The sequence below is a fragment of the Elioraea tepidiphila DSM 17972 genome, assembly GCF_000378465.1.
Taxonomy (GTDB): Bacteria; Pseudomonadota; Alphaproteobacteria; order Acetobacterales; family Acetobacteraceae; genus Elioraea; species Elioraea tepidiphila.
The window spans coordinates 20,915-34,341 of record NZ_KB899926.1; the positions used below are offsets into that span (position 1 = coordinate 20,915).

General features: G+C 70.3%; 7 protein-coding genes. All 7 read left to right on the top strand.

Features of this window, described 5'->3' with window-relative positions; genetic code table 11:
* Positions 1-113 precede the first annotated feature (113 nt).
* A complete protein-coding gene (locus F563_RS0113570; RefSeq protein ID WP_019015224.1) occupies positions 114-3,407 on the top strand; it encodes an alpha-1,4-glucan--maltose-1-phosphate maltosyltransferase in 3,294 nt (1,097 codons plus the stop codon).
* Positions 3,404-6,646 (top strand): maltose alpha-D-glucosyltransferase, encoded by a 3,243-nt coding sequence (treS, locus tag F563_RS0113575; RefSeq protein ID WP_019015225.1) that lies wholly within the window; start codon positions 3,404-3,406, stop codon positions 6,644-6,646. The genes F563_RS0113570 and treS overlap by 4 nt, the downstream gene beginning before the upstream one ends.
* The gene (gene glgB, locus F563_RS0113580; protein ID WP_019015226.1) at positions 6,643-8,775 is read left to right on the top strand and encodes a 1,4-alpha-glucan branching protein GlgB; all 2,133 of its coding nucleotides are present in this window, start codon (positions 6,643-6,645) and stop codon (positions 8,773-8,775) included. Before treS ends, glgB begins: the two co-directional genes overlap by 4 nt.
* A 179-nt stretch (positions 8,776-8,954) precedes the next feature.
* Positions 8,955-9,983, top strand: coding sequence for an amino acid ABC transporter substrate-binding protein (locus tag F563_RS0113585; RefSeq protein ID WP_019015227.1), 1,029 nt, complete (start codon positions 8,955-8,957; stop codon positions 9,981-9,983).
* Between the two features lie 90 nt (positions 9,984-10,073).
* Positions 10,074-11,276 carry an amino acid ABC transporter permease gene (locus tag F563_RS0113590; RefSeq protein ID WP_019015228.1) on the top strand — a complete coding sequence of 401 codons (1,203 nt, stop codon included), beginning with the start codon at positions 10,074-10,076 and terminating at the stop codon, positions 11,274-11,276.
* Between the two features lie 3 nt (positions 11,277-11,279).
* Entirely contained in the window at positions 11,280-12,641 is a 1,362-nt protein-coding gene (locus F563_RS0113595; RefSeq protein WP_019015229.1) for an amino acid ABC transporter permease, read from the top strand.
* Positions 12,638-13,414 carry an amino acid ABC transporter ATP-binding protein gene (locus tag F563_RS0113600; RefSeq protein ID WP_019015230.1) on the top strand — a complete coding sequence of 259 codons (777 nt, stop codon included), beginning with the start codon at positions 12,638-12,640 and terminating at the stop codon, positions 13,412-13,414. The genes F563_RS0113595 and F563_RS0113600 overlap by 4 nt, the downstream gene beginning before the upstream one ends.
* The last annotated feature ends 13 nt before the right edge of the window (positions 13,415-13,427 follow it).

A 13,427-nucleotide genomic window follows, 5' to 3' on the forward strand; every position in this document is an offset into this window, starting at 1 on the left:
TTCCGAACGGCGTCGCCGAAACCCGAGCCTGGACGGGGAGAGCATCGGGAATGACGATACGAAGCCTGGATCGCGAGGGCGGCGCCACGCCATCGCGACGCAGAACAAGGACCGTGGCGCAAGAGCAGGTCGCGGCATCCGCGCCGGCATCGCCGCCGCCGCGCGTGCGCGCGTTGCATCCGCTGCTGATCGGTCCGCTGCCGGCCTGGGATCCTGTCCTCGCCGAGTCGGCCGATCTCGGCTTCGACACCGTGCTGCTGCCGCCCATATTCGCGCCGGACGGCACCGGCGATCTGTTCCGCACGGCCGATCACGACCGGACGCATCCGATCCTCGCCGCGACCGCGGACGCCGATGCGACACTGGCGCGACTCTGCGAGAGCGCGCGCGGGCACGGACTCGCGCTGTGGCTCGACCTCGTCACCGATCGCGCGCCCGAGGCGGGCGTGCTGGTGCGCACGCATCCGGACTGGTTCGAGGCGCCCGGCATGGCCGGCCCGCTCGATCCGCGGCGCGATCTGCCCGGTGCCGGCATGCGCCGCGCCAGGCCCGAGGCCGCGGAACCGCTCGCCGCGTGGTGGGCCGAGCGGCTCGCGCGCTGGCGCGCGGCCGGCGTGGCGGGCCTGCGCTGCCTCGCCCCGCATGCCGTTCCGACCTCGTTCTGGCGTGCGCTGTTCGCCGCCGACATCCCCGCCGCACGGCTTGCCTGGACCCCGGGCGTGCCGGCGCCCGCGATCGCCTCCCTCGCCGGGCTCGGCTTCACGCGCACGGCCGACAGCCTCGCCTGGTGGGACCTGCGCGCCGGCTGGTGGGCCGAGGAGGCGCAGCGCCTCGCCGCGGTCGCGCCGGCGCTCGCCGTCGTCGGCGCGCCCTTCGCGCCGCAGCCGGCGCTGCCGCAGGGCGAACAGGGCGCGATCGCCGCGCGCCGGCGCCTGCGCATCGCCGCCGGTTTCGGCTGCGGACTGATCGTGCCGATGGGGTGGGAGAAGGGCTTCACCCGCCGGTGGGACGCCGTGCGCGACCGGCCCGGCGATCTCGATCCGCACGGCCCCGGCGAGCGCGCGGGCTTCGATGTCTCGGCCGATCTGCGTGCCGCCAACGCCGCCGCCGCCGAGGGCGGGGCCGCACGCAGCCTCGCCGGCCCGGGCGCACAGGTCGTCGCGCTGATGCGCGCGGACGGGCCGGACACGCGCACCGCAGGCGCGCTCCGCCTGACCATCGCCAATGCCTCGGACACGACCGCGACCGGTGTCGATCCGGCGCTGCTGCTGCCCGCACTCGGCGGCCGGTTCACCGCTGCGGTGCCGGTGCTGCCCGCGCACGGCGCGCCGCTGACACCGGGCGTGCCGATCGTGCTCGGTCCCGGCGAGGCGCGCCTCTACCGCGCCGTTCCGACCGAGCCTGTGCGCGCGCCCGGCATCGCCGACGGCCCCGCACCGGACGGCGCCCCCTGGCCCGCGACCTCGGCTGCGCGCCTGCCGCGCATCGGCATCGAGGCGGTCTCGCCCTCGGTCGATGGCGGGCGGTTCGCGGTGAAGCGCCTCGCCGGGGAACTGGTCGAGGTCGAGGCCGACCTGATCTGCGACGGTCACGACACGCTCGCCGCGGTGATCCAGTACCGCGCGGCCGACGAGACCGCGTGGCGCGAAGCCCCGCTCGCGCTGGACGCGAACGATCGCTGGCGCGGCGCCTTTCCGCTCGCGCGTCTCGGCCGCCACGTGTTCCGCATCGTCGCCTGGCGCGACGCCTTCGCCTCGTTCCGTGTGGAGCTCGAGAAGAAGCACGAGGCCGGGCTGAACCTGGCACTCGAGCTCGAGGAGGGCATGCGCCTCGTCGCGGCCGCGGCCAGGCGCGCCGGCGGGCCGCTCGCCGCGCTCGCGGACCGGCTCGCGACCGCCGACGGCGCGCTCCGGCTGTCGCTGCTGCTCGACCCCGGCACCGCGGCGATGATGCGCGCGGCCGACGACCGACCCTTCGCGGCAACGAGTGTCGAGCACCCGGTCGATGCCGAGCGGCGCGAGGCGCGCTTCGCCTCGTGGTACGAGCTGTTTCCGCGCAGCCAGTCGGGCGACCCGACGCGCCACGGCACCTTCGCCGACGTGATCCGCCGCCTGCCGGAGATCCGCGATCTCGGCTTCGACGTGCTCTATTTCACGCCGATCCATCCGATCGGGCGCAGCAACCGCAAGGGCCGCAACAACAGCCTGACCGCGGGGCCGGACGATCCCGGCAGCCCCTATGCGATCGGCGCGGCCGAGGGCGGGCATGACGCGATCCACCCGGAACTCGGCACGCTCGACGACTTCCGCCGTCTGGTCGCGGCCGCGCACGCGCACGGGCTCGAGATCGCGCTCGACTTCGCGATCCAGTGCAGCCCCGATCATCCCTGGCTGAAGGAGCACAAGGACTGGTTCGCCTGGCGGCCGGACGGGTCGCTGCGCTACGCCGAGAACCCGCCGAAGAAGTACGAGGACATCGTCAATGTCGAGTTCTACGCGACGGGCGCCGTGCCGTCGCTCTGGGAGGCGCTGCGCGACGTCGTGCGGTTCTGGGCGCGCGAGGGCGTGCGCAGCTTCCGCGTCGACAACCCGCACACCAAGCCGCTGCCGTTCTGGGAGTGGCTGATCGCCGACATCCGCGCCGAGTTCCCCGACGCGATCTTCCTCTCCGAGGCGTTCACCCGGCCGAAGATGATGTATCGCCTCGCCAAGGTGGGGTTCGGCCAGAGCTACACCTACTTCACCTGGCGCAACGAGAAGCGCGAGATCATGGAGTACCTGACGGAGCTCACCACCACCGCGCCGCGCGACTTCTTCCGGCCGAACTTCTTCGTCAACACGCCCGACATCAATCCGCGCTTCCTGCAGGGCTCGGGCCGGCCGGGCTTCCTGATCCGCGCCGCCCTGGCGACCACGCTCTCGGGGCTCTGGGGCATGTATGAGGGGTTCGAGCTCTGCGAGGCGGCGGCGCTTCCGGGCAAGGAGGAGTATTTCGATTCCGAGAAGTACCAGCTGCGCGCCTGGGACCGCGACCGGCCCGGCAACATCAAAGCCGAGATCGCGCGGCTGAACGCGATCCGCCGCGCCAACCCGGCGTTGCAGTCGCATCTCGGCCTCGCCTTCCACAACGCCTTCGACGACGCCGTGCTCTGGTACCGCAAGGCGACGCCGGACCGTTCGAACGTCGTGCTGGTCGCGGTGAACCTCGATCCTCATCATGTGCGCGAGGCGTCGGTGGAGCTGCCGCTCTGGGAGTGGGGCCTGCCGGATCACGCCTCGCTCGACGCGGAGGATCTCATGACCGGCCACCGTTTCGTCTGGCAGGGCAAGATGCAGCAGATCCGGCTCGATCCCGCCGGGCTGCCGTTCGGCCTCTGGCGCGTCCATCCTGCGGGGCATGCCGCATGAGCGAGCGCGATCCGCACTGGTACCGCGACGCGGTGATCTACCAGCTCCACGTCAAGAGCTTCTTCGACGCGAACGATGACGGCGTGGGCGACTTCGCGGGGCTGCTCAAAAAGCTCGACTACGTCGCCGAGCTCGGCGTCAACACGCTCTGGCTGCTGCCGTTCTACCCGAGCCCGCGCCGCGACGACGGCTACGACATCGCCGACTATCGCGGCGTGCATCCCGACTACGGAACCCTCGCCGATGCCCGCCGCTTCGTGAAGGAAGCGCACAGGCGCGGCCTGAACGTGATCACCGAACTCGTGATCAACCACACCTCGGATCAGCATCCGTGGTTCCAGCGCGCGCGCCGGGCCCCGCGCGGCTCCTGGCAGCGCGACTTCTATGTCTGGTCCGATACCGACGACAAATACCCCGAGACGCGCATCATCTTCCTCGACACCGAGGCGTCGAACTGGGCCTGGGACGACGTGGCGCAGGCCTATTACTGGCACCGCTTCTACAGCCACCAGCCCGATCTGAACTTCGACAATCCGCGCGTGCTGAAGGAAGTGCTCGCAGTGATGCGGTTCTGGCTCGATGCGGGGGTGGACGGGCTGCGCCTGGACGCCGTGCCCTATCTGGTCGAGCGCGAGGGGACCAACAACGAGAACCTGCCCGAGACGCACGCGATCCTGAAGACGATCCGCGCCGAGCTGGATCGGTCCTATCCCGGCCGGATGCTGCTCGCGGAGGCGAACCAGTGGCCCGAGGACACGCAGGTCTATTTCGGCGAGGGCGACGAATGCCACATGGCGTTCCACTTCCCGCTGATGCCCCGCATGTACATGGCGATCGCGCAGGAGGACCGCTTCCCGATCACCGACATCCTGCGCCAGACCCCCGACATTCCGCCGGGCTGCCAATGGGCGATCTTCCTGCGCAACCACGACGAGCTGACGCTCGAAATGGTGACCGATAAGGAGCGCGACTATCTCTGGAACACCTACGCCGCCGACCGGCGCGCGCGGCTGAACCTCGGCATCCGCCGCCGCCTCGCCCCGCTGCTGGAGCATGACCGGCGGCGCATCGAGCTGATGAACGGGCTGCTGCTGTCGATGCCCGGCACGCCGATCATCTACTACGGCGACGAGATCGGCATGGGCGACAACATCTATCTCGGCGACCGCGACGGCGTGCGCACGCCGATGCAGTGGTCGCCCGACCGGAACGGCGGGTTCAGCCGCGCCGATCCGGCGCGCCTCGTGCTGCCGCCGATCCAGGACCCGATCTACGGCTTCCAGGCCGTGAACGTGGAGGCGCAGTCGCGCGACCCGCACAGCCTGCTCAACTGGACGCGGCGGATGCTGGCGGTGCGCGCGCGCTCCAAGGCGTTCGGCCGCGGCACGCTGCGCCTGCTCTACCCCTCGAACCGCAAGGTGCTCGCCTATCTGCGCGAGGAGGGCGAGGACACGATCCTCTGCGTGTTCAACCTCTCGCGCGCGGCGCAGGCGGTGGAGCTCGACCTCTCGGCGCTCGCCGGCCGCGTGCCGGTGGAGATGCTCGGTGGCACGCCGTTCCCGCCGATCGGCCGGCTGACCTATCTGCTGACCCTGCCGCCCTATGCCTTCTACTGGTTCCTGCTCGCCGAGGAGATGGCGATGCCGGGCTGGCACGTGAAGGCGCCGGAGCCGCTGCCGGAACTGCGCACGATCGTGGTGCGCAACGACGCCACGGAGCTGCTGAACCCCGCCGTCCGCCGCGAGCTCGAACGCGAGATCCTGCCCGCCTGGCTGCCGCTGCGCCGCTGGTTCGCCGCCAAGGGCGAGACCCCGCGCGAGGTGCGCATCGCCGCGCACGCGACCCTGCCGCACACCGGCGGCTATGTCGCGCTCGCCGAGGCCGAGGCGACGCTGGACAGTCAGCCGGCGCGGTTCTTCATCCCGCTCGCGGCCGTGGCCGAGGACACGCCGAGCCCGCTGCCCGCGCAACTCGCGCTGTCGCGGCTGCGCCAGGTGCGCCGGGTCGGCTACCTGACGGATGCCTTCGCCTCCGACGCGCTGGTGCCGGCCGTGCTCGCCTGCCTGCGCGAGGGCGCGACACTCGCGACCGAGGAGGGCGAGATCCGCTTCCTCGCCACCGGTCGCCTCGCGGGCCTCGACCTGCCGGCGGAGGCCGAGACGCGCCGGCTCTCGGCCGAGCAGTCGAACTCCACGCTGATCCACGGCGAGGCGGTGGTGCTGAAGCTCCTGCGCCGGCTCGCCCCGGGCATCCATCCCGAGGCCGAGATGACGCGCCATCTCACCGCCGCCGGCTACGAGGGCGCGCCGGCGCTGCTCGGCGAGGTGGTGCGGATCGCGCCCGACGGCACGCCCTGCACGCTGATGCTGCTGCAGTCCTTCGTGCGCAATCAGGGCGACGGCTGGCAGTGGACGCTCGACTGGCTGCACCGCGCCGTGGACGAGGCGGCGCTGAGCGACGCCGTGCCCGCGGATGCCTTCGCGGGCTACCTGCCGACCGCCGAGGCGATCGGGCGACGCCTCGGCGAGCTGCACGCGGTGCTCGCGCGCGCGAGCGACGACCCCGACTTCGCGCCGGAACGCGCGAGCGCCGGCGATGCCGAGAGCTGGTCCGCCGACACGCTCGCGCAGCTCGACGGCGCGCTCGCGGCGCTCGCGGGCGCGGCCGTGCCCGAGGCGGCCCGGCCCTTCGTCGCCGAGCTGCGCGCGGCGGCGAAGCGGCTGCGCCGGGCCGTGCCGCGGCTCGCGAGGAAGGCGGCCGGCGCGCTGAAGACGCGCCATCATGGCGACTTCCATCTCGGCCAGGTGCTGATCGCGCAAGGCGATGCGGTGATCGTCGATTTCGAGGGCGAACCGGCCCGCCCGCTCGCCGAACGGCGCGCCAAGGCGAGCCCGCTGCGCGATGTCGCCGGCCTGCTGCGCAGCTTCGACTACGCCGCGGCGGTCGCGACCACGCCGGAAATGACCGCGGCCGCGCTCGCGGCTCCCGTCGAGCGGCGCGCCGCGCTGATCGCGGCCTGGCGCGAGGCGGCCGCGCGCGCCTTCCTCGATGCCTACCGCGCCGCCGTTGCGGCCGCGCCGCAGCGCATCGTCGCGCCCGCGGCCGAAGCCGCGCTGCTCGATCTCTTCCTGGTGCAGAAGGCCGCCTACGAGGTGCGCTACGAGGCAGCCAACCGCCCCGAATGGCTGCCCGTGCCGCTGCGCGGCCTGCTCGACCTCGCCGCTCGGGTCGCGCCATGACCGATCGCGCGATCCAGGCCCTGGTGACCGGCCAGCACGGCGATCCCTTCGCGCTGCTCGGTCCGCATGGCGGCGAGGTGCGCCATTTCGCGCCGGGCGCGGAACGGGTCGAGATCGTGTCGGACGGCGCGGCGATCGCGATGAGGGTCGTGCATCCGGCGGGGCTGTTCGCCGGTCCCGCGCCGCAGGGTCGCTACGTCCTGCGCATCCACTGGCCGGGCGGCGCGGTGCAGGAGACCGAGGATCCCTACGGTTTCGGCCTGCTGCTCGGCGAGATGGATGTCTATCTGCTCGCCGAGGGCACGCATCGCCGGCTCGCCTCCGCGCTCGGCGCCCAGGCGATGACGATCGACGGCGTCGCCGGCGTGCGCTTTGCGGTGTGGGCGCCGAATGCGCGCCGCGTCTCGGTGGTGGGCGACTTCAACGCCTGGGACGGCCGGCGGCATCCGATGCGGCTCCGGCGCGAGGCCGGCGTGTGGGAGCTGTTCGTGCCGCGGCTCGGTCCGGGCACGCGCTACATGTACGAGATCATCGGCGCCGACGGCACGATGCTGCCGCTCAAGGCCGATCCGGTCGCGCAGGCCGCCGAACGGGCGCCCGCGACCGCGAGCGTCGTCGCCGATCCACGCCCCTTCGCCTGGACCGACGATGTCTGGATGGCGCACCGGGCGCGGCGCCAGGCCGCGGATGCGCCGATCACGATCTACGAGGTGCACGCGGAATCCTGGATGGCCGGCCTCGACGACTGGGACCGGCTGGCCGAGAAGCTGGTGCCCTATGTCGCCGGCATGGGCTTCACCCATCTCGAACTGCTGCCGGTGATGGAGCATCCGTTCCGCGGCTCCTGGGGCTATCAGCCGCTCGGGCTGTTCGCGCCTTGCGCCCGGCTCGGTCCGCCCGAGGGTTTCGCGCGCTTCGTCGATCGCTGTCACGCCGCCGGGATCGGCGTGATCCTCGACTGGGTGCCGGCGCATTTCCCGACCGACGCGCATGGCATGGGACGGTTCGACGGCACCGCGCTCTACGAGCACGCCGACCCGCGCGAGGGCTTCCACCGCGACTGGAACACGCTGATCTACAATTTCGGCCGCCACGAGGTGCGCGCCTTCCTGATCGCCTCGGCGCTGCACTGGCTCGAGCACTACCATGTCGACGGGCTGCGCGTGGATGCCGTCGCCTCGATGCTCTACCGCGACTACTCGCGCGAGGAGGGCGGGTGGATCCCCAATGTGCATGGCGGGCGCGAGAACCTCGAGGCGGTGGCGTTCCTGCGCGAGCTCAACACCACCGTGCATGCGCGCTGCCCGGGCGCGCTGATGATCGCCGAGGAGAGCACCGCCTGGCCGGGCGTGACGCGCGCGGTCGAGCACGGCGGCCTGGGCTTCGACTGGAAATGGAACATGGGCTGGATGCACGACACGCTGCACTACATGTCGCGCGATTCCGCCTATCGGAAATGGCACCACAACGAGATCACCTTCGGCCTCGTCTATGCCTGGAGCGAGCGCTTCATGCTGCCGCTCTCGCATGACGAGGTGGTGCACGGTAAGGGCTCGCTCTACGGCAAGATGCCGGGCGACGACTGGCAGAAGCGGGCGAACCTGCGCGCCCTCCTGAGCCTGCAATGGACGCATCCGGGCAAGACGCTGCTGTTCATGGGCGGCGAGCTCGCCCAGCACACGGAGTGGAACCACGACGCCGGCCTGCCGTGGGAGCTGCTCGACGATCCGCGCCATGCCGGGGTGCAGCGCCTGGTGCGCGATCTCAACCACGCCTGCCGCGCGCTGCCGGCGCTGCACCGCGACGACACCACGCCGGACGGCTTCGCCTGGGTGGTCGGCGACGATGCCGAGCAGAGCGTGTTCGCGTTCCTGCGCCGCGCCGGGGATGAGGTCGCGCTGGTGGTCCTCAACCTCACGCCGGTGCCGCGCTTCGGCTACCGCATTGGTGTGCCGCGCGGCGGCCTCTGGCGCGAGGTGCTGAACAGCGACGCCGGCCTCTACGGCGGCGGCAATCTCGGCAATGGCGGCGCCGTCTGCGCCGAGGACGTGGCGGCGCACGGGCAACCATATGCGCTGTCGCTGACCCTGCCGCCGCTCGCCGCGCTGATCCTCGCGCCGGAGACCTGACCGGGCCACGCGCCCGAGGCCCGTCGTTCCGCGACACCCGATGATCGACGATCTGCGTTTATGGTTTGCATGAGTGGTTGAAATGGATAGGCTTCCGAGATGGGGCCCAGGACACGCTGATCGGCCTCAATGATCGGCGGGCTGAGGTCCGGGCTTCACAACCAGGGAGCGTGGATCGCATGAAGAAAAGTCTGTCGCTGCTCGGAGCAGCAGCCGTCGTCGTCGCGATGTCCGGAACGGAGGTCGTGGCGCAACAGACACTTGCGCAGGTCAAGCAGCGCGGTGCGCTGAACTGCCAGGTGGGACTGCCGACCCCCGGCTTCTATGCCTTGTCCGCCGACGGCAAGTGGTCGGGCCTGGATGTCGACATGTGCCGGGCCGTCGCCGCGGCGATCTTCAACGATCCCGACAAGGTGCGCTACCAGTCGGTGACCTCGGCCGTGCGCTTCACCTCGCTCGCGAACGGCGAATCCGACATGCTGTCGCGCACGACGACCTGGACGGCCGTGCGCGACACCCAGCTCGGCCTCGAGTTCGCGGGCGTCAATTTCTATGACGGCCAGGGCTTCCTCGTGCCGCGGGCCTCGGGAATCACATCGGCGCGGCAGCTCGACGGCGCCACGGTCTGCGTGCTCACCGGCACGACCACCGAGCTCAATCTCGCCGACTATTTCCGCGCCAACAACATGCGGCTCCAGTCGGTGACGAACGAGAACGTCAACGTGCTGGTCGAGACCTATCTCGGCGGCGGCTGCGACGCCTACACGAACGACAAGTCCGGTCTCGCCGCGCGGCGCTCGGCGTTCCCCAACCCGAACGACCACGTGATCCTGCCCGAGACGATCTCGAAGGAGCCGCTCGGCCCGGTCGTGCGGCACGGCGACCAGAACTGGGGCGATATCGTCCGCTGGGTGCTGTACGGGATGATCGAGGCCGAGGAGCTGGGCGTGACCTCGAAGAACGTCGATGAGATGCTGAAGTCGGACAACCCCAACATCAAGCGTCTCCTCGGGGTCGAGGGCAACATCGGCCAGGGCATGGGTCTGACCAACGACTTCATGGTCCGTGTGATCAAGCACATCGGCAACTACGGCGAGGCGTATGAGCGCCATGTCGGCGCCAACACGCCGGTCGGGATTCCCCGCGACGAGTCGCTGAATGCGCTCTGGACCAAGGGCGGCCTGATGTACGCCATGCCGTTCCGGTGATCCGGCAGGCAGGCTGACTGATCGGCGGAGTCTCCTCCGCGGGGATCCCGCCTCGTCCTCCTCCGCGTACCAGACCGGGCAGGGCAGGCCATGGCAAGAGCCGCCGCGACAGCGCAACCGGCCGCGGCGACAGCGAGGCTATCCTCGCTCGTCAACGATTCCTTCGCGCGCGCGATCTTCTACCAACTGCTCACGGCCGCCATCCTGGTCGGCGGGATCTGGTATCTCGTCTCCAACACGATCGCCAATCTGTCGCAGCGCGGCATGGCGGCCGGCTTCGACTTCCTCGACTACACCGCCGGCTTCAACATCGTCTTCACGCTGATCCCCTACCGCGAGGGCGACAGCTACTTCCGGGTGTTCCAGGTCGGCATCGCCAACACGCTGCTGGTCGCGGTGATCGGCATCGTGCTCGCGACCCTGATCGGGCTGGTGATGGGGCTCGCACGGCTTTCGACCAACTGGCTGATCCGCACCATGGCGCGCTGGTATGTCGAGATCCTGCGCAACACGCCGCTGCTGCTGCAGATCATCGCCTGGTATTTCGGCTTCTTCAATCTGCTGCCCGTGCCGCGCCAGAGCTTCGACTGGGGCGGGGCGTTCTTCCTCAACAACCGCGGCTTCTATTTCCCCGCGCCCGTGCCGCAGGACGGGTTCGGCTGGACCGGGGTGGCGCTCGGGCTCGGCATCGTCGCGGCGGTCGCGATCCATCGCTGGGCGCGGCGGCGTCTCGAGGCGACGGGGCAGTCCTTCCCCTCGGTGCTCGCAGGCGTCGGCCTGATCGTGCTGCTGCCGACAGCGACCTTCCTCGCCACCGGCTCGCCGCTCGGGTGGGACATTCCCGCGCTGCGCGGCTTCAACTTCCGCGGCGGGCTCTCGGTGCCGCCGACCTTCTGCGCCCTGATCGTCGCCCTCGCGATCTACACCTCCTGCTTCATCGCCGAGATCGTGCGCGCGGGCATCCAGTCCGTCAGCCACGGCCAGACGGAGGCGGCGCGCGCGCTCGGCGTGAAGCCCTCGCGCATCATGCGCTTCGTGATCCTGCCGCAGGCGCTGCGCGTGATCATCCCGCCGCTGATCAGCCAGTACCTGAACCTGACGAAGAACTCCTCGCTCGCGATCGCGATCGGCTTCCCCGATCTGGTCAGCGTCTGGATGAACACTTCGCTCAACCAGTCCGGCCGCGCGATCCCGATCGTGGCGATGACCATGGCGTTCTACTGCGCGGTCAGCCTCAGCGTCTCGCTGCTGATGAATCTCTACAACCGCCGCGTCCAGATCACGGAGCGCTGAGGCATGCCCGACGAAGCCCGCCTCGCCGCCGCCGACCAGCCGCTGGTGTTCCGCCCGAAGCCGGAACGGCCGCCGCCCACCTCGTCGATCGGCGTGCTGGGCTGGATGCGCGCGAACCTGTTCTCCTCGGTCTCGAATGCGCTGCTGACCTTGCTCGGCGCCTACATCGCGATCGTGTTCTTCACCGCGATCATCAACTGGGCGCTTGTGGACGCCGTATGGGAGGCGTCGAACCGCCGCGAATGCCTCGACCGCGTCGGCCGTGCCGGGGCCTGCTGGCCCGGCGTGATCGCCTGGATTCCGAACCTGCTCTACGGCCTCTACCCGAAGGATCAGGTGTGGCGGATCAACATCGCCTTCCTGATCCTGGTGGCGTGGGCGCTGCCGCTGTGGCTCCCGCGCGTCAGGTCGAAGGTCGGCATCGGCCTCAGCGCCGTTCTGCTCTACCCCTTCCTCGCCTCCTACTTCTTCCATGGCGGCGCCAAGGATCTGCTCTGGACCGCCCTGATCGCGCTCGGCATGGCCGCCTTCGCCTGGGTCTGGCTCACCACGCTGTCGGAGCGCACGACCGGGCTGCCCTTCGGCGCCGTCGTCGCGCGCCTCACCGGCGCGCCGGAAGACGACGAGGCGGCGACGCGCACACGCGCGCGGATCGCCTACGCCGTGCTCTACCTGGTTGCGGTCGGCGTGACGACGCAATGGTCGCTGAGCGAGGTCTCGACGCGCTATTGGGGCGGGCTCTTCCTCACCCTCGTGATCTCCGGGTTCGGCATCACCTTCTCGCTGCCCGCCGGCGTGATGCTCGCCCTCGGTCGGCGCTCGCAGATGCCCTTCATCAGCCTCTGCTCGACCGCCTTCATCGAGCTGTTCCGCTCCGTGCCGCTGATCACCATCCTGTTCATGTTCAACACGATGCTGCCGCTGTTCCTGCCGGTGGGCGTGGAGGTGAACCGGCTGGTGCGCGCGATCGTCGCGGTCTGCCTGTTCGCCGCCGCCTACATGGCCGAGATCGTGCGCGGCGGATTGCAGGCGATCCCGCGCGGCCAGTACGAGGCGGCCTCCGCCGTGGGGCTCGGCTTCTGGCAATCGACCGCGCTGGTCATCATGCCGCAGGCGCTGCGGATCATGATCCCGACCATCGTCGGCAACTTCATCGGCCTGTTCAAGGACACCACGCTCGTCTCGATCATCGGCCTGTTCGACCTGCTCAGCATGGCGCGCGCGGTCGGCGAGGACACCACCTGGCTCGGCCTGTTCCTCGAGCCGTTCTTCTTCATCACCATGATCTACTTCGTGTTCTGCTTCCTGATGTCGCAGTACAGCCTGAACCTCGAGCGCAAGCTCGGTGCGGGGCAGCGGCGATGAGCGGCGCGGCGGCCACGCTCGCGCCCGCCGCGACGCGGACCGGGGTGCCGGCGATCGAGCTCATCGGGCTGAACAAGTGGTTCGGCCACTTCCACGTGCTGAAGGACATCGATCTCCAGGTCGCCGAGGGCGAGAAGGTGGTGGTCTGCGGCCCCTCGGGCTCGGGCAAGTCCACCATGATCCGCTGCGTCAACCAGCTCGAACAGCAGCAGGAGGGCCGGGTCGTCATCCACGGCCGCGCCTTCGGCGAGAGCGCGCAGAAGGACGAGGAGATCCGGCGCGACATCGGCATGGTGTTCCAGCAGTTCAACCTGTTCCCGCACATGACGGTGCTGGAGAACTGCACCTTCGCGCTCACCTGGGTGAAGCACCTGCCGAAGGCCGAGGCCGAGGCGATCGCGATGAGCCTGCTCGAACGCGTGCACATCCCCGAACAGGCGAAGAAGTACCCGCTCCAGCTCTCGGGCGGGCAGCAGCAGCGCGTGGCGATCGCGCGCGCGCTCTGCATGCGCCCGCGCATCATGCTGTTCGACGAGCCGACCTCCGCGCTCGACCCCGAGATGATCAACGAGGTGCTGGAGGTGATGGTCGAGCTCGCCGAGTCCGGCATGACCATGATGGTGGTGACGCACGAGATGGGCTTCGCGCGCAAGGTCGCCGACCGCGTGATCTTCATGGACCAGGGCGAGATCGTCGAGGGCGCGCCGCCCGAGGTGTTCTTCGCCAACCCGCGCTACGACCGCACGCGGCTGTTCCTGAGCCAGATCCTGTAGCCGGTTGCCGGAT

Coding starts and splice junctions, on each gene's coding strand:
- F563_RS0113595 (WP_019015229.1), top strand. CDS start 11,280: ATGCCCGACGAAGCCCGCCTCGCCGCCGCCGACCAGCCGCTGGTGTTC.
- F563_RS0113585 (WP_019015227.1), top strand. CDS start 8,955: ATGAAGAAAAGTCTGTCGCTGCTCGGAGCAGCAGCCGTCGTCGTCGCG.
- treS (WP_019015225.1), top strand. CDS start 3,404: ATGAGCGAGCGCGATCCGCACTGGTACCGCGACGCGGTGATCTACCAG.
- F563_RS0113600 (WP_019015230.1), top strand. CDS start 12,638: ATGAGCGGCGCGGCGGCCACGCTCGCGCCCGCCGCGACGCGGACCGGG.
- glgB (WP_019015226.1), top strand. CDS start 6,643: ATGACCGATCGCGCGATCCAGGCCCTGGTGACCGGCCAGCACGGCGAT.
- F563_RS0113590 (WP_019015228.1), top strand. CDS start 10,074: ATGGCAAGAGCCGCCGCGACAGCGCAACCGGCCGCGGCGACAGCGAGG.